At 41.7% G+C, this 24,563-nt stretch carries 23 protein-coding genes and 1 pseudogene; 20 read left to right on the top strand and 4 right to left on the bottom strand.

Features of this window, described 5'->3' with window-relative positions; translation table 11 throughout:
- Positions 1-75: 75 nt before the first annotated feature.
- The 3 genes from RMX89_RS17515 to RMX89_RS17505 all read left to right on the top strand — a co-directional run bounded on the left by RMX89_RS17515 (position 76) and on the right by RMX89_RS17505 (position 2,085).
- A complete protein-coding gene (locus RMX89_RS17515; protein WP_322689807.1) occupies positions 76-720 on the top strand; it encodes a DUF4340 domain-containing protein in 645 nt (214 codons plus the stop codon).
- A 96-nt stretch (positions 721-816) separates the two neighbouring features.
- Entirely contained in the window at positions 817-1,671 is an 855-nt protein-coding gene (gene purU / locus RMX89_RS17510) for a formyltetrahydrofolate deformylase (protein ID WP_322689806.1), read from the top strand.
- A 12-nt stretch (positions 1,672-1,683) separates the two neighbouring features.
- Entirely contained in the window at positions 1,684-2,085 is a 402-nt protein-coding gene (locus tag RMX89_RS17505) for a nuclease A inhibitor family protein (RefSeq protein ID WP_322689805.1), read from the top strand.
- Between the two features lie 66 nt (positions 2,086-2,151).
- Here RMX89_RS17505 and RMX89_RS17500 read toward each other — a convergent pair whose 3' ends face one another.
- The 4 genes from RMX89_RS17500 to RMX89_RS17485 form a co-directional block, all read right to left on the bottom strand.
- A complete protein-coding gene (locus RMX89_RS17500) occupies positions 2,152-2,997 on the bottom strand; it encodes a DNA/RNA non-specific endonuclease (RefSeq protein ID WP_322689804.1) in 846 nt (281 codons plus the stop codon).
- Between the two features lie 333 nt (positions 2,998-3,330).
- Positions 3,331-3,513, bottom strand: coding sequence for a hypothetical protein (locus RMX89_RS17495; RefSeq protein WP_322674133.1), 183 nt, complete (start codon positions 3,511-3,513; stop codon positions 3,331-3,333).
- Between the two features lie 193 nt (positions 3,514-3,706).
- Positions 3,707-4,540, bottom strand: coding sequence for a hypothetical protein (locus tag RMX89_RS17490; RefSeq protein ID WP_322689803.1), 834 nt, complete (start codon positions 4,538-4,540; stop codon positions 3,707-3,709).
- Positions 4,537-4,782, bottom strand: coding sequence for a hypothetical protein (locus tag RMX89_RS17485; RefSeq protein WP_322674131.1), 246 nt, complete (start codon positions 4,780-4,782; stop codon positions 4,537-4,539). Before RMX89_RS17485 ends, RMX89_RS17490 begins: the two co-directional genes overlap by 4 nt.
- Before the next feature lie 371 nt (positions 4,783-5,153).
- On the opposite strand from RMX89_RS17485, the pseudogene RMX89_RS17480 reads away from it, so the two are divergent.
- From RMX89_RS17480 to hemL, 17 genes and pseudogenes are all read left to right on the top strand, one after another.
- Positions 5,154-5,828 (top strand): annotated as a pseudogene (locus tag RMX89_RS17480) (ISAzo13-like element transposase-related protein); the annotation flags it as partial.
- A 658-nt stretch (positions 5,829-6,486) separates the two neighbouring features.
- A complete protein-coding gene (gene hemF / locus RMX89_RS17475; protein ID WP_322674130.1) occupies positions 6,487-7,491 on the top strand; it encodes an oxygen-dependent coproporphyrinogen oxidase in 1,005 nt (334 codons plus the stop codon).
- An 844-nt stretch (positions 7,492-8,335) separates the two neighbouring features.
- Positions 8,336-8,962 (top strand): L-2-amino-thiazoline-4-carboxylic acid hydrolase, encoded by a 627-nt coding sequence (locus RMX89_RS17470; RefSeq protein ID WP_322689802.1) that lies wholly within the window; start codon positions 8,336-8,338, stop codon positions 8,960-8,962.
- 5 nt (positions 8,963-8,967) lie between these two features.
- Positions 8,968-10,401, top strand: coding sequence for an FAD-binding protein (locus RMX89_RS17465; protein ID WP_322689801.1), 1,434 nt, complete (start codon positions 8,968-8,970; stop codon positions 10,399-10,401).
- A 97-nt stretch (positions 10,402-10,498) separates the two neighbouring features.
- The gene (locus tag RMX89_RS17460; RefSeq protein WP_322689800.1) at positions 10,499-11,923 is read left to right on the top strand and encodes a glutamyl-tRNA reductase; all 1,425 of its coding nucleotides are present in this window, start codon (positions 10,499-10,501) and stop codon (positions 11,921-11,923) included.
- A gap of 40 nt (positions 11,924-11,963) precedes the next feature.
- Positions 11,964-13,112, top strand: a complete 1,149-nt coding sequence (locus RMX89_RS17455; protein WP_322689799.1) for an aromatic ring-hydroxylating dioxygenase subunit alpha — start codon at positions 11,964-11,966, stop codon at positions 13,110-13,112.
- A gap of 127 nt (positions 13,113-13,239) precedes the next feature.
- On the top strand, positions 13,240-14,292 hold the full coding sequence (hemE, locus tag RMX89_RS17450) for a uroporphyrinogen decarboxylase (RefSeq protein WP_322689798.1): 1,053 nt from the start codon (positions 13,240-13,242) through the stop codon (positions 14,290-14,292).
- Positions 14,293-14,297: 5 nt separating this feature from the next.
- Positions 14,298-15,284, top strand: a complete 987-nt coding sequence (gene hemC / locus RMX89_RS17445) for a hydroxymethylbilane synthase (protein ID WP_322689797.1) — start codon at positions 14,298-14,300, stop codon at positions 15,282-15,284.
- 191 nt (positions 15,285-15,475) lie between these two features.
- Positions 15,476-16,468 (top strand): porphobilinogen synthase, encoded by a 993-nt coding sequence (hemB, locus tag RMX89_RS17440; protein ID WP_322689796.1) that lies wholly within the window; start codon positions 15,476-15,478, stop codon positions 16,466-16,468.
- Positions 16,469-16,516: 48 nt separating this feature from the next.
- Positions 16,517-17,416 carry an alpha/beta hydrolase gene (locus RMX89_RS17435; RefSeq protein WP_322689795.1) on the top strand — a complete coding sequence of 300 codons (900 nt, stop codon included), beginning with the start codon at positions 16,517-16,519 and terminating at the stop codon, positions 17,414-17,416.
- 41 nt (positions 17,417-17,457) lie between these two features.
- Positions 17,458-17,613 (top strand): hypothetical protein, encoded by a 156-nt coding sequence (locus RMX89_RS17430; protein ID WP_322689794.1) that lies wholly within the window; start codon positions 17,458-17,460, stop codon positions 17,611-17,613.
- 317 nt (positions 17,614-17,930) lie between these two features.
- Complete coding sequence (hemF, locus tag RMX89_RS17425) at positions 17,931-18,968, top strand: oxygen-dependent coproporphyrinogen oxidase (RefSeq protein ID WP_322689793.1); 1,038 nt, start codon at positions 17,931-17,933, stop codon at positions 18,966-18,968.
- A gap of 170 nt (positions 18,969-19,138) precedes the next feature.
- Entirely contained in the window at positions 19,139-20,332 is a 1,194-nt protein-coding gene (locus RMX89_RS17420; RefSeq protein ID WP_322689792.1) for an ABC exporter membrane fusion protein, read from the top strand.
- Positions 20,333-20,480: 148 nt separating this feature from the next.
- Entirely contained in the window at positions 20,481-21,656 is a 1,176-nt protein-coding gene (gene devC / locus RMX89_RS17415) for an ABC transporter permease DevC (RefSeq protein WP_322689791.1), read from the top strand.
- Between the two features lie 84 nt (positions 21,657-21,740).
- Positions 21,741-22,484, top strand: a complete 744-nt coding sequence (locus RMX89_RS17410) for a DevA family ABC transporter ATP-binding protein (protein ID WP_322689790.1) — start codon at positions 21,741-21,743, stop codon at positions 22,482-22,484.
- A gap of 37 nt (positions 22,485-22,521) precedes the next feature.
- Positions 22,522-23,091 (top strand): heme-binding protein, encoded by a 570-nt coding sequence (locus RMX89_RS17405; RefSeq protein WP_322689789.1) that lies wholly within the window; start codon positions 22,522-22,524, stop codon positions 23,089-23,091.
- Between the two features lie 56 nt (positions 23,092-23,147).
- On the top strand, positions 23,148-24,452 hold the full coding sequence (gene hemL, locus RMX89_RS17400) for a glutamate-1-semialdehyde 2,1-aminomutase (protein WP_416211990.1): 1,305 nt from the start codon (positions 23,148-23,150) through the stop codon (positions 24,450-24,452).
- Positions 24,453-24,563 lie beyond the last annotated feature (111 nt).

The following is a 24,563-nucleotide window of genomic DNA, read 5'->3' as shown; positions in this document are numbered from 1 at the left end:
AGACTGAAGAATAGTTTCTCCCATGCCCAATGACAAATGACGAATGACAAATGACAAATGACAAATGACTAAAAAATGAAATTGCCACGAACAACTTTAATTTTGATACTGCTAGCGCTAGGTTTAGGTGGTTTTGTTTACTTCCATGAAATTCGACGTGCAACTGTACAAGAAGAAATCAAGGAGCAAAAGCAGAAAATTTTCTCTTTTGGAGAAGATGATGTGCAGTCTTTGACAGTCAAGACAAAAAAACTCACCCTGAATCTGGAACGTAACCCTGAATCTTCTAGTAAGCCCAAGTGGTTAATCAAATCTCCAATATCTGGGCCAGCAAATGATGCTATTGTTTCTTATTTAATGGATTTGTTGGTCAAGGGTAATAGCGATGCCTACGGCGGTAAACTACGCACTTTATCAACTCCAGCAAAACAGCTTGGAGAATTTGCTTTAGATCCACCCCAAGCAACTATTAATATCACCCTGAAAAATCGACAAAGCCATCAGTTGAGTTTGGGTAAATCTAACTTTAACGGTCGTTTATTGTATGCTCAAGCTGACCCTGCTGCTAAACCTGATGGAAATATAAATGTGCTGTTAGTATCTACAGATTTTGCAAATGCCGTAAATCGGGAACTATCAGAGTGGGAACAACCTGTAGATAATAGTCAGAAGCTACCTGGACTCAGTACCCCTTTACCAACTCCGACAAATAGTAAATAAGCAATTACGGTTTCTGTGGTATGTTTCGGTAACGCACAATGGGTTAGCACATCTGTGCTACTCTACTTCAAATCTCACTAGTTTTTCTAAGTTACCATGACAAATCCGACAGCAACATTGCTGATTTCCTGCCCCGATCGAAGAGGACTGGTGGCTAAATTTGCCAATTTCATCTATTCTAACGGTGGTAATATTATTCATGCAGATCAGCATACAGATTTTGCTGCTGGGTTATTCCTTACCCGGATTGAATGGCAGCTAGATGGGTTCAATTTACCGCGAGAATTTATTGCTCCGGCATTTAATGCGATCGCACAACCTTTAGGTGCTAAGTGGGAATTACGTTTTTCTGATACAGTACCACGCATTGCCATTTGGGTAAGTCGCCAAGACCATTGTCTATTTGATTTGATTTGGCGACAACGCGCCAAAGAATTTATTGCTGAAATTCCTTTAATTATTAGTAACCATTCTAATTTAAAGGTAGTTGCAGAGCAATTTAATATCGACTTCCAGCACATTCCCATCAATAAAGATAATAAAGCAGAACAAGAAACCCAACAATTAGAATTATTACGCAAATACAAAATAGATTTAGTTGTATTGGCGAAATATATGCAGATTGTTAGTGCAGATTTTATTAGTCAATTTCCACAAATTATTAATATACATCATTCGTTTTTACCAGCTTTTATCGGAGCAAACCCTTATCACCGAGCTTTTGAACGTGGTGTGAAAATTATTGGTGCAACTGCTCATTACGCCACGGCTGATTTAGATGCAGGCCCAATTATTGAACAAGATGTAGTGCGAGTTAGCCATCGTGATGAAGTTGATGATTTGGTGAGAAAAGGCAAAGATTTGGAGAGAATTGTATTAGCAAGAGCGGTGCGATCGCATTTACAAAATCGTGTATTAGTATATGGTAATAGAACAGTAGTATTTGAGTGATTTTATATCTTTATGACTAACGACATTACGGAAAAACTTAAACAAGCCTTCGATGGTTTGTTAATGATAAGTGAATCAGAGTATCCTTTTGAAGCTTTTTTGTGGTCTAATCAAGCGCAAGAACCTTTGACAAATCAAAAACTTCTCCAGTTAACAGGACATCCTCAAGAAACATCAGTTGAAGAAGTAGAACTAGATTATTTTTTTCGGAACTGTGCCCAAGAAAAAGAATGGCACGATGAAATACAACGACAAAATGTGCAAAAGTTTAAATCACTTGTCCAAAAATTAAGAGATCGCCTCACTAATATCAAGGTTTATCGCATAGGTACGATAAGTATTGATGTCTATATTGTTGGTAAAACTTCAGATAAAGATTTAGGCGGAATTTCGACAAAAGTTGTAGAAACTTAAGGAATCAAACATCAGCCTATCTATAATTTACAGACAGGCTTTAAGTTGTAAGTGAAGTAAGTATCCTTACAAATTGTCAACTCTAGACTCAATTACACTTTGAACAGACGAAGAAACATTAGAGAGTAAATTGTAACCAGTGTTTGTTTCAATGGAATCAACACTAACTCTGTAGTTTGTCCAATTATTATTTCTAATTCCCTGTGAATTAGGCATATTCACTGCAATTACTCTTGTGTTATTAGTGACGCTGGTAGCATCAGAATTTAATGAATTTAATACTACAATAACCTTCCATGTTCTAGTCGGAACTGTAACGTTACCATTAGCAATTGTATTTTTTGTTCCATTCGACCCAGTTCCACCAGTGCCATAGGAGCCTGAAATAATATAGAGTTCTTTCCCCTGGTTTACTAAGTCTCTAGAATAGTTTTCTAGTGCAGCCCAAGGCCCCTGATTATTATCAGGTGACTGAGGAATTATATTCGTCATTAAAAAAGTAGCAGAGTTATCGGTAATTGTATTTGTCCTATCTGCTGAAGCAGTCATGTGTCCCCTGTCAAAACCGCTACCAGTGTAATCGGAAGAAGTGACTCGGTAGCAGCTTGAAGGTAATGTAGTATCTGCACGAAAATCATCTTGGCGAGGTGCGCTTCCTAGCCATGATGTGTTTAGCTGCCAACTTACCCAATTTGGTGTCCCTCTATAGCAATTGTAAGAAACTGCGTATTGAGATTTGCTCAACAAAAGATTACTGTAACTACTGCCAGCATTACTAGGATTGCCCATTCTTAGATGAACGCTTGAGGGTTGGGCTGTTAGTGGCTTTTGTAGATAATTAAGCAGAGTGAAAGATATTGCTGTTGGTACAGCAATAGGTAGAATAGCCCTGAGAAAATCAGACTTCTTCATTTGTTACTATTTATTTGTTTAAACAAACTACAATTGTCTCTGTTAAAGTTACAGATATTCAATAAAACTTACCAATCGCAATATAGCTATGGTTGTATAAAGAGAGGTTAAAAAACTGTAAATAGTGCGTTAACATCTAGTAATTATTTAGGTGACGATCTGAAATTAGATAATCATCTAAATAAGATGAAAAACTTATATACTATTTGCTTTAATAATTGAGTGATGGCGCGGAATGCCCGCGCCCAAGCGATCGCTATTTTCACCGACTAAAGGCTAGAGAGTATTTTGACTGATTGACAAAATACGCTTTATCTTAACCCTCACGAGAGCTTAGAAAGAGGAAGGAATATTAAAAAATAGTCCTTGACCGAATTGATTTTTCAAAAAGTCTTCCAGTTCAATTTCGTCGTCATTCGGAACTTGAAACCAAGTCTCGAAGTTGTGCTTCAAGAAGTATCCGAAAGATTTCCAGGCGAAAAGTTGCTGCCCAATGCTTGTGATTGCGACGTTCATTGTATTTTCCTCAGGTTGTTTGAAGTATGTGATTAAGAATTGGTTAAAAAAATTGGCGTTCCACAACAAGTGGATAAATTCTGGCAAGCAGTTTTTGTACAGGGGAAGCAGGCAAAGAGATTTTATAATTTGCTAAATCATCCAGCTTTCTCTGCAACGCCAACAAATTAATCATTGTTCAGCGATATTTGCACTAGCAAATATTTTCAGGAATAGAATTATTCTTACTACAGGCATCTAACTTGAACTGATTCAATATCTGCTGTAATTCCACTTCTGATATATACTTCTCCTTAAGCGAGTTGAAGTACAACAGTGCAGTTCTATAGCAGGCTACAGTTATGTTAGTGCGCTCCTCTGAAGTTAGTGCTGCCACTATTTGAACTGTCTCCTCCACATGCTTTACGTCACTACCTAAACAACTGTGCATTCGCAGGCAGCGAGTAGCATAGGTATTAGGTGGTAGTATCGCTTCCACCAGTTGGATATGCTCTGCTTTGATATTCATTGCTAGACGTTCCATCGTATAGCAATACCCAACACAACTAATTGGATCTGCTGCTTGTACGCTCTGAGTGAAGAAACTCAGCAAAGCCATAGCACTCGGAGGGAGGAGTGTTTTTACTACAGCTTCCGCATCATATCCCATCGACTGAATATCAAGCAAGGCGAGGCGATCGTGACCTTGTTCTTCACGAGCTTTTTCTGCTGCCCACTGTCCTAAACTCCAGCGTCCCAATCTAGCAAAGCGCCGAGCTGCTTCTTCCATTAATAGCCCAGTAGAGTGAGTTAAATGGTAGGAAGCGGCAAGTTGCCAGATCCAATGAGAGGGAGTTAAGGCAGGTGGCTTGCAGTTTGGTAATGTATCTTTGGCAGCAGATACTATAGCTCTATCTAGAAGCTTGCGAGTCTCAGATATAGTGTCCCTGTTAAATATCAGTTGAATAAAGGGATTACTGCTCTTTAGACTTAATTCCTTAATTTTGTTAGGTTTGTCGATGTTAGTTGAACGGAATAATAGATTCATGGCAAATTTCTTTCATGGGTTGTTTCTACCCATTCACGAATAAGGTTGTAGAGGATAAAGCGTTGCATAACCTCTCTTTGAGCACAAAGAACTTTAAATTGTATCTTCAGGGAGGAGGGAATGTATGCCTTGATATGCGTGATATTGTCTCGGTCTTCATCTAAGGTGTTAGTCATGAAAGAAGAAGTTGGGCCATCAGCCTTTACCCATTCGCTGATTAATACTTCCAAGACTTCACTCATCTTTAATCCATATTGTGCACAGAGCGCTTTAAACCGAAACTTAAGCGCTTTCGGCATACTACCTTTAATCACCGTATATGCCTCTTGCTCCTCCTTATACATCCAGGTTACAAAAACGAAAGTTCAAAAGTCCTTTGTGATCTAGGGTAAGTTTTCTGAAAAATTTCGCCAGTAAAGACTAGTGAAGTTAAGAAAAAAGTTATTTAGTAGTGACAACACTACATGTATTTTTCGACAAACTCCAGAAAATAAAATATACAAAGATAATAATAATTCTGAAAAAAGAGGGAGAGATTGGCGATCGCAGTCTCTCCCTCCCTTTTTGTAGTAAATTCAATAATGATTGGATTTTTGGGTGAACAGAGATGCCAATACAATTAACGGATTCACTAAAAAAGTTATTGAAGGAAACCGCACAGCAATTAAAAGGTGCAGAAAAACGTAAATTTATAGCACAAACAGTAGTGGCATTAGGACACGGAGGACAGTCTCTAGCGGAGCGAGAGTTAGGATGGAATCGCGTAACTATTAGTAAAGGAATTAAAGAATTAACTACTAGTATCACTTGCATGGATAACTATCGAAGTAGAGGACGTAATAAAGCAGAAGCAAAACTCCCAAATCTTTTAGAAGATATCAAAAAAATTGTCGATTCGCAAAGGCAAGTAGACCCGGACTTTAAAGGCGAAAGAATGTATACACGTCTTTCTGCGGCTGAAGTGAGACATCAATTAATTGATAAGTTTGGTTATAAAGATCGAGAATTACCAACTTCGGAAACAATTCGTGTCAAGTTAAATGATTTAGGATATTGCCTCAAGAAAACTGCCAAGATAAAACCCCAAAAAAATACCCAAAAATGACGTAACTTTTGAGAAAATAACTATTATAAATCAATCAAATAAGCTTTAGATAAACTAGATATTTTACATTTAAGTTAATATTTACTCATTTACTCGTAATGGTAAAAATCGAGTGCTAACGGCAAATGATGACCATGATTTTTACCAAAAATAAGCATGACTCCTTACGGTATGTTTGTTCCAGGAGCTATTTTTATATTGAATAATTTTAACTAATTACTTTCTTAGTCCCAGTCCTTATTTTCAAGGCAGGTCTATTTACCAAAAATACAGTGTATATCGCCTGTTTAAATGATTATTATTCTAGCAAATTGTATATTTTATTTTCTGGAAATTCTTAAATATTGAAAAAGCGAAAAAATCAGTACAAGCGTAAATCATCGGTAATAATATTTTGTCTTCTATCTAAAGAATGAGATATTGATTATGTTAAAGTTAAAAATTAACTAAAAATAACTTATTGTTTAGTTAAGTTAAAATTTTACCAAACAATTGATTTTAAGTGTGACTAGTTACGGTTATTGAAGTTATCCTGTTTTTCTTCTGCAAGCTAGGCAATTACTTCTTAATAATTTTTTTATAATTTTCCTAAAATTCTATATCTTCACTAGTAAAAATCTGGCTAACGGAAAAAGATAGATTACGAAAAGATTTAGCTAATGCGAAAACTAAAAGTAATTAACGCGAAAAGCTAACTCTTTTCTTTCCAGATTTTTGCTACGAAGCAAACATACTTAATCAATGAAACTCCAAGCTGAAAACTTGAGAAGTAACTGCCAATTTTTATAAATTCCAAAATTTCTTCGGAAATAATTATTTAGTCACAATGAGGTCATCTGTCATGGTTCAAATTCTTGAAAACCCAGCAGTCAAGCAACCACCAATTAGTAATAGAGTTGAAAGTTTTTTGTTAGATATGTTCAAGAATGTTTGCGAAGCTATTGAGGAAATAGATGGAAGTAAACTTCACGAACAACACTGGACAAGAGATGAAATAGGGCAATGGGTACAAGGTGAAAACAGTAACGGTGCTATCTATATAGACAAGTCGCTACGGAACGGCAATGTATTTGAAAAAGTAGGTATCAACTACGTATCAATGAAAGGTGAGTTACCTCCTGGTGTCACCTTTCGAGGATCGGATGTTGTGATGGCTGACCCAACAACTATAGCACCAGATGAAAAAGGTACTTCTTTCTTCGCTACGAGTACCAGTGTTGTGATTAATGCATTTAATCCAATGGTGCCGACAGCACACGTTAACTATCGATACTTCCAATTGGGTGATGGTACTGAACCTGGTTCTTGGTGGTTTGGTGGTGGAGGTGATTTAACACCAATTTACTTATTTGAAGAAGACGCAGTTCATTTCCATCAAGTACATAAAGCAGCTTGCGACCAGCACGATACAGAACTCTATCCACGCTTGAAAAAGTGGTGTGATGAATACTTTTATCTTCCTCATCGCAGTGAGTGTAGAGGTATAGGTGGAATTTTCTTTGACAATTTACAACATTCCGATGCCGAAACTTTATTTTCCTTTGTAAAAACTTGTTCTGAAGCTTTCATCCCTGCCTATTTTCCGATTGTCAAACAACGTAAGGATATGGAGTTTACGGAAGAGCAAAAATATTGGCAGCGCATCAGACGCGGACGTTATGCCGAATTTATTCTCCTGCATGATAGAGGTGTTCGATTCGGACTAACAAGTGGGATTGTAAGTACGCAAAGCGTCCTCAATTGTATGCCTGGAGAAGCGTTTTGGAACTATAACGACCAACCCATTGCTGATAGTGAAGAAGCAAAGCTTCTAGAGGTACTGAGAAATCCCCAACAGTGGGTGTAAAAGCGGTCAACAGCAGATTTGAAAACAGCAGCCGATAAAAAATGTTGGCTACCCAAGTCTTAATACCATTTCACCTGAAGATTGATAAAAATGACATTCTTCTTGAGCAGGCGCAGGGAAAGTAAGAAAAGTAATTTGTAAGTAAACGGACATAATTAAATGTAAAATCCAATCCAGTGAAACCTTTTACTGTTGAGGATTTTACTTTATAACTCCTGCCTTCTACTTATCAATAATTGAGTGAAATGGTATGAGAAGCGCCTAAATTTTACTCTTCACATTTCTTTAGAGATAGCCTCTAAACAGGAAGTAACAAGGTGTTTATGGAAAAATTGCCGACAAGTATTTGGCTAAAAATTCACAAATCAGTTCGCTGGTCTAATTCAACTGAATTTGCCAACTTCAAAACTGAAATTAGCAATTTTTTACAAGTTCAATGGTTGAGTTATTTCTCAATCAAGCAATTGCGGGAAGTTGACATTGTATTTCTGTGTATGTTTGTTAGCAGATACCTAACGTTGACGCTGATTTTACTATACTTATGGAGTTCATTTCATGCTAGTACTGAATCACCAAGGACATGCTAGTTCTGAATTAGTAAAGAGAATAAACTCCATAATTAAAAAATCTCTAGTAGACAGTTGGTTGAGAACTGGACAAATAAACTGATTGAGAATGGGATCAAAGGTTGGATTGATAAGCTGTTATTTATGTTGTCAATCGTAGAAATCTAAGAGTAAAAGAGTTTATGGCGATCGCTATCTTAAAATCTAGCAGCGATCGCCCATTGATTACCTCGTTTTTCCAATTCATTTAAATGAGTAAATAACACGGAGAAGTGCCAATGGATAACGTTATAGGTATTGGCGACATTACCATGAACGATGTGATGCAAATGGATTCCTCCAAAGCAGTGAGTATGTTTAGGAATCGATTTGCAGCCTACAAAAAGCTGGCAGATGAAATTGGAGAAGATGCAGCTTTTGAACAAATGATGTTAGCCTACCCCGCTCATCAAAAGGCGTTCATGGGTGCTTTCATTGATAACACCACCATAGCCAAAGGCTTTACCGAGGCAATTCCGATCTTTCGGATCATGGGCTTCAAAATGCAAGTCGTAGATATTTCCCAAACAGGAAAAGATGCTGCACTAGAAATTCAACGAGTTTGTCCGGTGCTTTCAATTGCCAAAGAATATGGGCTTGAAAGTCCTTGCCGAGTTATTTGCGAGATGGAACAAGAAGCAACCAGGAGAGCATTTCCTGGGATGAAAGCTGCAATTATTAGCAAGCAGGCAGATGGTGATTGCGTTTGTATGTTCAAATATGAAAGACCTGCCAAAGGGTTAGAAGTAAAGCCACAAAAATCACCCAGCTTGTTCTCTCATATTCTCGATTTGATTCGCTTGACTCCTAAAATATTGCAGATTGGGATGAACCTTTTAAAAACGTCTCTTTCTAAAGGATCGTAACTTTTATGAATGGCATCATTCAAGACCTCAAGCATTTGATTGCAGGTGAAATCAGCAACGCTTCAGAAATTTTGACAGAAGTTTCTCAAGATTTTGGTGGTATACTCCAAAAGTCTCCCCAAGTTGTTGTTACTCCTCAAAACGCTAACGATATTGCCCAAACTGTTAAATATGCTGCTCAACAAGGATTAGTAGTTTCTTCACGCGCTGCGGGACATTCGTTAGGCGGTCAGTCTTTAAACCAAGATGGAATCGTTTTAAATATGAGGAATCTCGATAAAATTCGAGATATCCAAAAAGACCAACTTTGGTTTAAAGCTGATGCGGGGACTTCTTGGAATCAAGTAATCGATGCTTGTATTCCTGATGGTTTAGTTCCTCCCGTATTAACCAATTATTTTGGTGTTTCTTTAGGAGGAACTCATTCTGCGGGTGGTATAGGTGCAGCCTCTTTTCGTTACGGAAATCAAGCTGATAATTGTCTTGGTTTAGAAGTGGTAACAGCAGAAGGCGATATTCTTTGGTGTACGCCTGAAGAAAATAGCGAACTTTTTAATCACGTACTTTGCGGTTACGGTCAGTTTGGAATTATTACCCAAGTTCAGCACAAACTCAAAGTTTACCCTTCCCAAACCCGCACCTATTTACTGTTCTATGACAATCTAGATGCTCTTTTAGATGACAAAAGGCTTTTAGTAACCGAACAAAGAATCGATCATCTCGTATCTTTCCCAGTTCCCTGTTTGCAAGGAGTATCCAGAGCTACAGGGATAATGCAACCTTTGATTCAATGGTTTTACACGTTGCGGATTACTGTTGAAGCAAATTCTCTTGAGGTTATTGATGACAAAAAAATCCTTGCTGGCTTAAATTTCTATCGTCATATTCATACTGAAGACTTGGGGTTTGAAAAATTCATCGAACCCATGATTCAAGTAGATAGCAAGGATATCGCTCACCCTTGGATGGATGTTTTTCTTCCAGCCTCATCTGCTAAAAATTACATGGAAACGGCTCTCAAACAGTTGCCTTCTTTTCTCGATATTAGTAAAGCGCAAATGGGCTGCTTTTGCTTGGTAAACCGGAATAACAAGATGCCGATGTTTCGTTTACCGCAAGAGGAAGAACTAATTATTGGGTTTGGGATTTATCCCAGCATTCCTAAATCGCAAGTTCAACCCATCTTAGCTGAATTGAAAAAGCTCAGTAATCTGAGTTTAGAAATGGGTGGAAAAAGATATTTAACTTGCTGGATAGATTTTACTATTCAACAGTGGCAAAGCCAATTTGGCGATTACTGGCCAAAAGTTAATGAAATCAAAAGGAAGTACGATCCCAAAGGAACATTTAACTCTGGCTTTTTTGAATACGAACAGATTGCCCAACCGAAAAACCAACTTGTTAAGGAAGTTGCTACTAAATCTGCGATCGCAGTATAAGTCACTTCTGAATCATCTTGTTTAAAATCAACTCTGATTCACCATCCATATTACTTGACCGAGGCTCTAGAAGAAGACAAACTTCAAAAGAGGAAACATGAATATCGCACTTGTAGGTCTTAGTCACAAAACAGCTCCGGTTGAAATTCGGGAAAAACTGAGTATTCCAGAAGAGCGAATTGAAAACGCGATCGCTCAACTGTGTAAATACTCTCACATTGAAGAAGCTGCCATTCTTAGCACTTGCAATCGTTTAGAAATTTACGTAGTTGTCAACAAGATAGATTTAGCATCTCAAGAGGTGACGGAGTTTCTTTGCGAGTACAGTAAACTGCCTTTTTCAGATTTACATCAATATTTGTTTACTCTGCTACAGCAAGATGCTGTTAAACATTTGATGCAAGTTGCTTCTGGTTTGGATAGCTTGGTGTTGGGAGAAGGACAAATTCTGGCTCAAGTTAAACACGCCTACCAATTGGTTCAGCAACACAATCAGGGCGAACGCATCCTCAATCAGTTGTTCAAGCAAGCTGTTACCACTGCAAAGCGGGTGAGAACGCAGACATCAATCGGTACGGGTGCGGTTTCGGTTAGCTCTGCGGCAGTAGAATTAGCCCAAATCAAAGTAGAGAAGTTATCGGCTTGTCAAGTGACAATTGTCGGCGCTGGTAACATGGCTCGGCGACTGGTACAACATCTCATCGCTAAAGGCGCAACTCAAATTTCCATTGTCAATCGTTCCCTCGAACGCGCTCAGGAATTGGCCAATCAATTTAGTGATGCTGGAGTGCAATATTATCCCCTGGCTGAATTGATGTCCTTAGTTGCAGCTTCGGACTTGGTTTTTACCAGCACTGCTTCAGTTGAACCCTTGCTTGATAGAGCTAAACTCAAAGCTGCATTGCAACCCGAACAGCCTTTGATGCTGGTTGATATTTCAGTGCCTCGTAACGTTGATGCCGACGTTAATGAGTTACCTCATGTGCAAGTGTTTAATGTTGATGATTTAAAAACCGTTGTTGCCCAGAATCAAGAAAGTCGTAGGCAAATGGCAATAGAGGCGCAAGCACTAATCCATGAGGATTTAGACGCATTTCAAACTTGGTTGCGATCGCGAGAAACTGTTTCCATTATTAGCTGTTTACGAGACAAAATGGAAAAAATTCGCGAACAAGAGTTAGAAAAAGCTTTGTCCCGTATGGGATCTGATTTTGCTAAAAAACATCAAGAAGCCGTCGAAGCCCTAACTCAAAGGATTATCAACAAAATTCTCCACGAACCGATGGTGCAACTGCGGACACAGCGGGATTTAGAAGCTCAACGCCTTGTCCTCCAGGTTCTACAAGTGTTGTTTAATTTGGATACGGGAGAGGTGCAATCTAATGTTGTTGCCCAAACATCCTCTCTATCAATCAGCACCGTAGAGATAGCAGCAAAAAACATCAAAGTTGCTCAAATGAGACTTGAAAGTATTGAAGTCCATGCAAAAGTTGAGGAAGTTATTGCTCAAAGCGTAACTTAAGAAAATCCATGATTCTTAATAGCAATAACAGGAAGCAAGCATGTTAAAAAACTTCTGGTACGCTTGTGAGTTTAGCGCCGCCGTTACTACAAAGCCCAAGCAAGTTCGGATATTAAATCAGAAATTAGTCTTTTACCGTAACGCTAAAGGACAACTGATAGCTCTCCAAGATCGGTGTCCCCATCGTGGTGCTGCCTTATCTCTCGGTTGGGTAAAAGATGATTGTATCCATTGCCCCTATCATGCCTGGAAGTTTCAAGCAGATGGGAAATGTATTAATATTCCTGCTAATCAACCCGGAATTCCTATTCCTAAGAATGCTCGTGTAGATAGCTATCCAATACAGGAAAAATACGGTTTTATCTGGCTATTTTATGGTGATTTACCAGAAGAAGAACGTCCGCCAATCCCACCATTGCCAGAATTTGAAGACCCAAGGCTACAGAAAATTTTCTTTGAATACGAACTCAACGCTCACTACACCCGCACGCTAGAGAATGATATGGATATGTCTCACGTATCTATTATTCATTCCAAGTCTTTCGGGAATGGGTTTGCATTAGAGCAAAAAATGGAAGATTACGAGCTGAATATCGGGGAATGGGAGGGTCACGCCAAAGTTAATGTTCGAGATTATACCAAAGCAAAAGACATTTTCGCCTTTGTCTTTCGCCCATTGAAAGCCAATGTAAAAGTGACTCTGGGCTTTTATATGCCCAATATCACGCGTTTAGTGGTTGACTTCGGTCGTGGCAAGCTAGTTAATTTTACTGTTCACGTTCCTATTGACGATCGCACCACCATTACCAAGCGAATTCAGTTTCGCAGTTTTTTAACTTTCCCTTGGGCTGATGGCATATTTCAACGGGCAGCTTACAAAGTTGTGATGGAAGATAAGGGAGTGGTTGAGTCCGAATATCCGATGGCAGTTCCAGATAAGTTGTCAGACGAAGTTCACGTTCCTTGCGATAATTTATCTCTTGCTTATCGCAAAATTCGTCAAAAATGTTTGGCAATGGGATGGGGTATGAAACCTTATCAAAACCAATCAAACAACTCGAATGGAAATTTAATCCAACCTTCTCCTCAAAAACAAGGCAGGAGGCAGGATAGCGCAGCGTTAGCGAGTCCGCGAGCGTCGGCAGAAGGCAGAAGGGAAGAGGATTTGACTTATTTCTTCCATCCATAACGGAAGCGAGGGCGGGCAAGATGCCCACCCTACAAGATTGGATTATTTGTTGCCAATCACAAATTATTGAAGGCAATTTTGCATACTCGGTCTTGAAATCACAATTATTAAATCCAGGGAGAAATGTATGGGGAATTATACGTTACTGCAAGCTGCGCGAGGTGAAGTACTCGATCGCCCTCCGGTATGGGTGATGCGCCAAGCGGGTCGCTACATGAAAGTCTATCGAGATTTGCGTCAAAAGTATCCTTCGTTCCGCGATCGCTCCGAAAACCCTGACTTAGCCGTGGAAATCTCACTGCAACCTTTCCGCGCCTTCCAACCCGACGGAGTGATTATGTTTTCCGATATCCTCACGCCGTTGCCTGGTATGGGTATCTCATTTGACATTATGGAAAGTAAAGGGCCAATATTCGAGCGGCCAATTCGCACCCAAGCACAAATAGAGGCACTGACTGCCCTCGACCCCGAAGCTTCTTTACCCTTCGTGCGGCAAATCCTGAGGACGCTACGCCAAGAAGTGAACGGTCAAGCTACGGTTTTAGGCTTTGTGGGCGCACCTTGGACGCTAGCTGCTTATGCAATTGAAGGTAAAAGCTCGAAAGACTATGCCATTATCAAGAAGATGGCTTTTTGCGAACCTGTGATGCTGCATCAATTTTTAGGGAAACTGGCAGATGCGATCGCAGTTTACGCCCGCTACCAAATTGATGCCGGTGCCCAAGTCGTGCAACTGTTTGACTCTTGGGCGGGACAACTCAGTCCTGAAGATTTCCAGACGTTTTCTCTACCTTACCTGCAACGAGTTGTGCAACAGGTTAAGGCAACGCACCCAGATACGCCCTTGATTTTGTATATCAACAACAGTGCTGGAATCCTAGAGTTAATGGCGCAATCGGGTGTTGATATCGTCAGCGTGGACTGGACTGTGGATATGGCAGTAGCGCGGCAGCGACTTGGTGCAAATATTGGAGTCCAAGGAAATATCGATCCGTGCGTGTTGTTTGGTACTAAAGAACTGATCCGCGATCGCATTCTCGACACGATCCGTAAAGCGGGGAACCAGAAGCACATCCTCAATCTCGGTCACGGGATTTTACAGAACACTCCAGAAGAGAATGTTGCTTTCTTTTTCGAGACAGTCAAACAACTCAGCTACTCGTCAAACGATCTTAACTAAAAGTTATGACTTCAGTTCAACCCGCTTCATCTAACATCTCGACTCCCGTTCGCACCATCCGCATCGGTTCTCGTAAAAGCCAACTCGCGCTTGTACAAACTTACTGGGTTCGAGAACAACTCCAAAAGCACTTTCCTGATATTTCCTTTGAAGTCCATACTATGTCCACCCAAGGCGATAACATCTTGGATGTGGCATTAGCCAAGATTGGCGATAAGGGACTATTCACCAAAGAACTCGAATTGGGAATGCTCAATCAAGAGATTGACTTTGCAGTTCACTCTCTCAAGGATTTGCCGACTTGCTTGCCAGAGGGGTTAGCGTTAGCAACTGTAACAGAACGAGAAAACCCGGCAGATGCTTTAGTTGTGCATGAAAAGTATAAAGATAAGCAAATCGATACACTGCCAGAAGGCACAGTTATCGGCACTTCTTCCCTGCGCCGCCTTGCACAATTGCGTTATCACTTCCCCCACTTTACTTTTAAGGATGTGCGCGGCAACTTAAATACCCGCTTGGCAAAGCTGGATGATGGAGAATACGATGTGCTGATTTTGGCAGCCGCAGGATTGCAACGATTGGGAATGAGCGATCGCATTCATCAAATTCTGCCCACCGAACTCTCTCTCTACGCTGTCGGACAGGGAGCGTTAGGGATTGAATGCCGCGCTGACGATTTGCAAGTGCTGTCATTACTCAAAGCAATCGAACACATTCCCACCCGCGATCGCGTTTTAGCCGAACGTGCATTTTTACGAGAACTAGAAGGCGGTTGCCAAGTACCCATCGGTGTTAATACGTACTTGGATAAAAATAATCTAACATTAACAGGATTAGTCGCCAGCGTAGATGGCAAACGTCTAGTCAAAGATTCTGTTACAGGCACTGCTAGCGAAGCAGAAAATTTAGGTATTCAATTAGCTCATAACTTGCGGCAACAAGGAGCTACAGAAATTTTGACTGAAATTTTCCAGACAGTCCAGCGTAGCTAGGAACTTCTTGCAACTCAAAAAATATCCTGTCGGTGTGTAGGCAGGGGGGCAGAGGAGCAGGGGAGCAGGGGGGCAGAGAAGAGACAGAAAAATACGATTAAAGGGAAAGGATTTTTTCGCTCGCCGCTTTACCCTTTACCCCTTACCCTTTACCCCTTACCCCTTACCCTTTCATCGTTCATTTTAATACTATGTTTCCAATTCATCGCCCGCGTCGGCTAAGAAGCCATCCCCAATTGCGGCGGATGGTGCGCGAAAACGTCCTGACAACCAGTGATTTAATCTACCCTCTGTTCGCCGTACCGGGTCAGGCGATCGCCAACGAAATTAAATCCATGCCCGGAGTTTACCAACTTTCTGTAGATAAAATCGTGGAAGAAGCCAAGGAAGTCTACGACCTCGGCATTCCAGCCATTATTTTATTTGGCATTCCTGAAGACAAGGATTTAGACGCAACAGGCGGTTGGCACGATTGCGGCATCGTGCAGCAAGCTGCCACCGCCGTCAAACAAGCAGTCCCGGAATTAATCGTCATTGCCGATACCTGTCTGTGCGAATACACCAGTCACGGACACTGCGGTTATCTGGAATTAGGTGATTTAACTGGGCGCGTTCTCAACGATCCGACACTGGAATTGCTTAAAAAAACAGCAGTTTCCCAAGTCAAAGCAGGCGTAGATATCATCGCGCCTTCGGGAATGATGGATGGTTTTGTGCAAGCCATTCGTTCGGGTTTAGATGAAGCCGGTTTCCAAGATACGCCGATATTATCTTACGCCGCCAAATATGCCTCGGCTTATTACGGCCCTTTCCGGGATGCTGCCGACTCAATACCGCAATTTGGCGATCGCAGAACCTACCAAATGGACTCCGCTAACGGTCGTGAAGCCTTAAAAGAAATCGAACTCGACATTACCGAAGGTGCAGATATGTTAATGGTCAAGCCAGCCTTGGCCTACATGGATATTATCTGGCGCGTCAAGGAAGCAAGCAACCTCCCCGTTGCTGCTTACAACGTTTCTGGCGAATACTCGATGGTGAAAGCTGCTGCCCTCAACGGTTGGATTGACGAAGAACGGGTGGTCATGGAAACGCTGCTCGGCTTTAAACGGGCTGGCGCTGACTTGATTCTCACCTATCATGCCAAAGATGCTGCCCGTTGGTTAGCAAAACTTGGCAATTAAACTTTCTAGTTTCGATTTCATGTCGTTCGTGTAGAGGAGGAATTTATCATGTTCATTCCACTCGGTTTTGTTCAACGCTCTGTTTTAATTAGCTTGGGAAAGATGGCTTATTACACTAACCAAGGTGAACTTTGGGCAACTGATGGAATGGGCGATACGCCACCCGAACGCGAAACTTTGATATTCTTCCACGGTATTGGAGGCGGAGCATCTGCCTACGCGTGGTCGAAGGTGTATCCAGCATTTGCAGCAGAGTATAGAGTGTTAGCACCCGACTTGATTGGCTGGGGGCGATCGGATCGTCCCGAACAAAATTATCTTCCAGCCGACTACATCGCAATGCTAATTGAGTTCATCGAGCAGACGTGCCAAGCCCCTGTAACAATAATTGCTTCTTCCCTAACTGGAGCATTTGCGATCCGAGCCGCAGTCAAACGTCCCGACCTGTTTAAATCGCTCATTCTTACACTTCCGTCAGGCATTAAAGACTTTAGGCAATACTATAGCAATAGTTTTTTCGCTCAAATTGCCAGTGTTCCTATTCTCGATCGCGTTCTTTATGCAGGCCAAGTTAGCAGCTTTGGCATTCGTGACTTTTTTGAGCGAGTTTTTGCTCAACCCAATCGTCTTTCTCCCGAAATTGTAGAAGCTTTTGTGCAATCGGCGCAGCAGCCAAATGCCGAGTATGCTGCTTTGTCATTTTTACAAGGTAACTCATCCTTCGATTTATCAGAATACATTCCAAGATTGACAACACCTACCATCTTTATTTGGGGAAGCCAAGCAAAGTTTACAGGGCCGGATGTAGGGCGTCGCCTTGCAAATCTAAATCCACAAGCAATCCAAGCATTTATCGAACTAGAAGATGTTGGGTTGAATCCAGAACTGGAAGTGCCAGAAGTAATAATCGGATTAATTCGGAAGTATTTGCCTGTGTTAGCACAGTAAATTTTTGAGAAACTTCCCTAGTTTTTTGACCTGCAACTTTAATGCATCGACCTGCACCTTTAATGCATCGACTTGCAACTTTAATGCATCGACCTGCACCTTTAATGCATCGACCTGCACCTTTAATGCATCGACCTGCAACTTTAATGCATCGACCTGCAAAAATTAACCTTCCCTACGTTACGCAACAACTCTAAAAGATTTTTGTGTACGCGGTAGCCTTTTTAAGAAGGGCTAGAGCGTGTTTTCAAAGTCTTAGATCCCCCCAACCCCCGATAAATTGGGGGGCAAAGAGTCTCTTAAAGCCCAATACAGTTCAGTTAAGCTTTTTTCTCTCCCCCTGCTCCCGAAGCCTCCCCTGCTCCCCCTGCCTGCCTTAACAGATAAATTTGCTTAACCCAACCGTATTGTCTTAAAGTCCCCCAATTTATCGGGGGATTTAGGGGGATCTAAAAAGTTAGGAGGCTAAACAAAAATGTTCGCTATTAAGAAATAGGAAAAATAGGTATTGCTCATGAACACTACTTTAACTGCTCCAGCAACTCAATCCAAACCTCTACTCCCAGTTGATACCAAGACTAGAGTCAGCCAGTTCATGCAACAGTTGCAAGACGAAATCTGTCAGGGTTTGCAACAGCTAGATGGCGAAGGTACGTTTCAGGAAGATGCATGGGAACGACCCGAAGGGGGCGGCGGTAGATCGCGCGTCATCCGCGACGGTGCAGTATTCGAGCAAGGTGGAGTTAATTTCTCTGAAGTCTGGGGTTCTCATTTGCCACCTTCAATCTTGGCACAACGTCCAGAGGCTAATGGACATCAGTTTTATGCCACCGGCACTTCAATGGTATTGCATCCGCGCAATCCTTATGTGCCAACCGTTCATCTCAACTACCGCTACTTTGAAGCTGGCCCGGTTTGGTGGTTTGGCGGCGGCATCGATTTAACGCCTTACTATCCGTTTGCTGAAGATGCGGCTCATTTTCATTACACATTAAAACAGGCTTGTGACGCGCACGATCCCGAATATTATCCAGTGTTTAAACCTTGGTGCGACGAGTATTTTTATCTCAAACATCGTCAAGAAATGCGGGGCATTGGCGGCATCTTTTTTGACTATCAAGACGGTCAAGGTCAGCTTTATCGAGGCCCCGATCCCAAAGGAGCAGCCGCAGATAACAGCGATCGCGTTGACATACCACAAACCCGCAATTGGGAAGAATTATTTGCATTTGCACAAGATTGTGGTAAAGCTTTTCTACCTGCTTACACGCCAATTATCAAGCGGCGGCAGTCAATGGAGTACAGCGATCGCCAACGTAATTTTCAATTATATCGGCGCGGACGCTACGTTGAATTCAATTTAGTTTACGATCGCGGCACGATTTTCGGACTGCAAACTAACGGACGCACAGAATCAATTTTGATGTCTTTACCTCCATTAGTGCGTTGGGAGTATGGCTATCAACCCGAACCCAACACCCCAGAAGCCGAGTTGTACGAAGTATTCTTAAAGCCTCAAGATTGGGCAAGCCTGACATCTCTTGTAGTTTAACTTTTGCCGTCAAAACATCAGAAATGTCATTTGTCATTTGTCATTAGTCATTTGTATTAACAAAGGACAAATGACTAATGACCAAGGACAATTTTACCGATAATTCTGTAATTTATATGTGTTTTATGCTTTTCATTACCAAAGTCCTCGCTGAAATTTGAAGTATTGACATGAATTTACAATCGCTCTCAAAACCTTCAAAGCAATGGACGCTGGCTGTCGTTTTTGCTGGTACTGCGCTTACAGGAATTATCGCTTTCTACGGTATTTCTCAATCAAAACCAATCGGCAAACCCGTTGAAGTTGTGCAACCCAGACCAAAGATTGAAGAAATTACCGCTTTAGGACGGATAGAACCAGCAACGGAAGTCATTAAAGTATCCGTACCTGCTACCTTAAGCAACGATCGCGTAGCCAAATTGCTTGTACAGCGTGGCAGTGGCGTTAAAGCAGGTCAAGCGATCGCTATTATGGATTCGCGCGATCGGCTGCAAAATGCTCTATTGGAAGCACAAGCACAAGTCAAAGTATCCCAAGCAGAGTTAGCCAAGGTGCAAGCTGGCGCCAAATCTGGAGAGATTGCTGCCCAAAAAGCTGAAATCGATCGCTTGGAAGAAGAGTTAAAGGGCGAAATATCTACTAGAGAAGCCACTATCTCTCGCTGGCAAGCCGAAGTTAATACTGCCAATACTGAGTATAATCGTTATTCCTCGCTTTACCAAAACGGTGCGATTTCTGCTGTGGAAGTAGATCGAAAACAACTTGCTCTAGAAACAGCGCAAGCACAGCTTACCGAAGCTAAAGCTAACCAAAATAAGAGTGTAGATACCCTACGGCAGCAAATCCAGCAAGCTAAGGCAAACCTAAATAAGATTGCTGAGGTACGTCCAGTAGACGTGCAAGCAGCTAAGGCCGAGGTTAATAAAGCGATCGCCGCAGTCAAAAAAGCTGAAGCCGATCTCGCTGAAGTTTATATCCGCGCACCTATAGCAGGTCGGATTCTCGATATCAAGGCCAAACCCGGAGAAGTCGTTGGCGAGAAAGGCATTGCCGAACTCGGACAAACCAGTTCGATGGAAGCGATCGCAGAGATATATCAAACTGATATTGGCAAAGTTCGTGAAGGTCAACAAGTAAAGATTTCCAGCGAGTCCTTCTCCCAAGAGTTGCGCGGAACCGTTCGGCTGATTGGACTACAGGTGATCCAACAAGAAGTCACTAGCGGCGAACCTGGAGAAAACCTCGATCGCAAAGTTGTTGAAGTGAGAATTGCACTCGCTCCCCAAGATAGCAAACGAGTTGCAAACTTAACTAACTTGCAAGTACAGGTTGCCATTCAGCCGAATAACAATATCAAACAATAAAAGGGAACAAGCAAAATTAATACTAATTATCAAAAATAATGCGGCAAACAAACCATTTTGTAGAGACGCGATGAATCGCGTCTTCACTTCACCCAAAGATATGTTGCTTGAATTTTGAATTTATAATTTTGAATGGGAGCGAAGCAACTTGACTATATTCGATAAATTATTTCGTAAAACCCCACTTGCTTGGCGGCAAATGAGCCGTCAAAAGAATCGTTTGTTAGTTGCTATAGCAGGAATCGCCTTTGCCGATTTTCTAATGTTTTTTCAACTGGGAGTTAGGGATGCACTATTTGATTCGCAAGTTACTCCCTATACCACGCTTAAAGGAGATTTATTTTTAGTCAATAAACTGTCTGATAACTTGCAATCTATCAAAAGTTTTTCCAGAAATAAACTCTATAAAATAGCAGGTGTTAACGGTGTAAAATCCCTGACGACGCTATATGTGAGTCAAGCATCGTGGCGAAATCCTGAAAATCGAGCTAGCCGTAAACTTTTCGTCTATGGAATCGATCCAAATCAGCCAGCATTTGACTTGCCAGAAGTCAATCAACAATTGAATAAACTGAAGTTATTGAATCGAGCGTTATTTGATAGAGCTGGATTGGTTCCTCAGCTTGGAGACGTTCCTAGTTTGCTGAAAAAACAGAATCCGCTGATCGTCCAAACTAACGATTATCAAATTCAAATAGTTGGATTATTTAAGCTCGGTTCTTCTTTTTCTGCTGACGGCAATCTGATCGTCAGCGATTCTACCTTTTTACGACTCTTTCCCCAACGCCAAGCAAACGACATCGATCTGGGTATTGTTGACGTAGAATCAAATGCCTGCATTGAGCATATCCAGGCTGATTTACGAGCCAAGCTACCGGATGATTTACTAGTACTAAATATCGCTGAATTCACTGCTCGTGAAAGTGCATATTGGTCTACAGGCTCCTCTATTGGCCCGACTTTTAACCTTGGTGTCGCAATCGGTTTTTTAGTTGGAGCAGTCATTGTTTATCAAATTCTTTATACTGATGTTTCAGATCATTTGCCCGAATATGCAACTTTAAAAGCAATGGGTTACAGCGATATATATCTAATTAAAGTTATCGCTCAAGAAGCTTTTATTTTAGCAGTTTTGGGCTTTATTCCAGGTTTTTTGCTCTCAAGTGGATTTTACATTTTTTTTCAATCCGTGACGTTTTTACCGACTGCAATGAAACTAGCTCGCGCGGTAACTGTGTTAGTGTTGACATTCGTTATGTGTATTGGAGCGGGAACGCTTGCCATACAAAAATTACGAGCAGCCGATCCAGCTGATATCTTCTAAGTTTTGAGTTGAAGTTTAGCAAAATATCGCATTTCAAAACTCATAGTTTTCTAGAACAAAACCCAAATTTACAGTTGAACTCTCATGCTGCAAGAAATTAGTCTCGATCGAAGCTCAAAACTCCAAGTTCAAAATACTTGCCAACAACCAGTTATTTCAGTTTGCCATCTCGATTACTACTTCGGTCGGGGACAACTCTGCAAGCAAGTCTTGTTTGATATTAATCTCGACATTTATTCTGGAGAAATCGTGATTATGACTGGCCCATCTGGTTCTGGGAAAACCACCTTACTAACATTAATAGGTGGATTGAGAGCCGCTAAAGAAGGCAACCTGAAAGTTTTGGGACAGGAAATGTGTGGGGCTAGTAAGCGGCAATTGATGGAAGTGCGGCGGCAGATTGGTTATATTTTTCAGGCACACAATTTGTTGACTTTCTTAACAGCAAAGCAGAATGTCCGAATGTCTTTAGAACTGCATGATGAGTATCTAAAGCAAGATATGGATCGGCTGGCGACGGATACTCTCAAAAGTGTTGGTTTGGGCGATCGCATCGATTATTATCCAGACAGTCTTTCTGGAGGGCAAAAGCAGCGAGTTGCGATCGCTCGTGCCCTAGTCAGCCATCCTAAAATTGTTCTTGCCGACGAACCTACTGCTGCTCTCGATAAAAAATCAGGTCGCGATGTTGTAGATATCATGCAGCGTTTAGCTAAAGAGCAAGGTTGCACCATTTTACTCGTCACTCACGATAATCGAATTCTTGATATTGCCGATCGCATCATCGAGATGGAAGACGGACGGTTAGTACAAGAAGTAGGCAACTAGTTTTATACGATTAATTGTAGTTATTTGTGAAAGTCTGATGAGTCAAACTGAAGAATCAAAATATTGCGTATTGCAATCCTATGATGATATTGAAATACGGCAATACGAGCCAAAAATTGTTGCCGAAACACTCATTGAAGCCCAAAGAGATCGAGCAAACAAAGCTGCATTTTCGATTCTTGCCGCTTACATATTTGGTGAAAACACATCTGTAACAAAAATTGCCATGACTGCGCCCGTCACGCAATCTCAGCCAAGTGAAAAAATCGCCATGACTGCGCCCGTCATTCAACAAGAAGCGCGAGGAAATATTGCTAGCACTTGGGCGGTACAGTTCGTGATGCCCTCAGAATACACCCTGGCAACGCTGCCAAAACCAAAAGACTCTCGCATCACTATCAAAGAAGTTCCCAGCAACAAAGTTGCGGCAATTCGTTTCTCCGGCTCGGCTGGGGATGAACAATTGCAAGAAAAGGAAGCCAAATTATTTGCTTTTCTGGTTCAGCAAGGTATCGAGCCAAAAGGTAAACCGATTTATGCTTTTTATGACTCTCCCTTCATCTTGCCCGCATTCAGACGCAATGAAGTCATGCTCGAATTGAAATAAGACGGTTGGTTTCAGCTAACTCTAGAACCCAAGTCAAAATCTCAGGAGAAAAAATTATGATTGCAACGACTCGCTTAAAAACCACCCAATCGGCGGAAATCTTTGCTGCTGCCCAAAAATTAATGCCAGGAGGAGTCAGTTCCCCCGTACGGGCTTTCAAATCTGTTGGCGGACAGCCGATTGTGTTCGATCGCGTCCTTGGCGCTTACATCTGGGATGTGGATGGCAATCAATATATCGATTATGTCGGCAGTTGGGGGCCTGCTATCTGCGGTCACACTCATCCTGAAGTCATTGCTGCTCTGCACGATGCCTTGGAAAAAGGAACTAGCTTCGGTGCGCCCTGTTATCTAGAAAATGTACTGGCACAGATGGTAATCGATGCTGTTCCCAGTATCGAAATGGTGCGTTTTGTCAACTCCGGCACAGAAGCTTGTATGGCTGTGCTTCGTCTGATGCGAGCTTTTACGGGACGGGAGAAAGTAATTAAGTTTGAAGGCTGTTACCACGGACACGCCGATATGTTTCTCGTTAAGGCTGGCTCTGGTATTGCCACTCTCGGCTTGCCCGATTCTCCTGGCGTACCCAAATCTGTGACCAGCAATACGCTGACCGCTCCTTTCAACGATTTAGAAACAGTAAGAGTATTATTCGAGCAAAATCCTGATGAAATTGCTGGTGTAATTCTTGAACCTGTGGTAGGAAATGCAGGTTTTATTCCACCTGCTGCGGGTTTTCTTGAAGGTTTGCGAAAACTCACGCAGGAGTATGGGGCGCTATTAGTATTTGATGAAGTGATGACAGGCTTTCGCATCGCTTACGGCGGGGCGCAGGAGAAATTTGGTGTTATTCCTGACTTGACTACTTTAGGTAAGGTTATCGGCGGCGGTCTGCCCGTAGGGGCTTATGGCGGTCGCCAAGAAATTATGTCGATGGTTGCTCCAGCCGGAAATGTGTATCAAGCCGGAACGCTTTCGGGGAATCCACTGGCAATGACGGCAGGAATTAAGACGCTAGAGTTGTTGCAACGACCTGGAACTTACGAGTATCTCGATCGCATTACCAAGCGACTCACAGACGGGATGCTGGAGATTGCTAAACAAACAGGTCATGCTACCTGCGGCGATCGCATTAGCGGCATGTTTGGTTTCTTCTTTAACGAAAGTCCAGTTCGCAATTATGAGGATGCCAAAAAGTCTGATTTAAGTAAATTTGCTAGCTTCCATCGCGGTATGTTGGAACATGGAATTTATTTAGCTCCATCTCAATTTGAAGCCGGATTTACTTCTTTAGCTCATACCGAAGCAGACATCGATCGCACCCTCCAAGCAGCCCAAACAGTTATGTCTAAGTCCCGCTAGTGGTCTGTCAAGCCAACGAAAGCTGGGTGAGCTGGGGAAAGGGGAAAGGGTAAGATAATTCTGTTTGCCACAGAATCAAAGATAAACACTGGGGAAAGGGAAAAGGGAAAA

It is taken from the genome of Nostoc sp. DedSLP04 (genome assembly GCF_034530775.1).
In the GTDB taxonomy this organism is placed as follows: domain Bacteria; phylum Cyanobacteriota; class Cyanobacteriia; order Cyanobacteriales; family Nostocaceae; genus Nostoc.
This window is presented reverse-complemented; position numbering and strand designations above follow the sequence as displayed.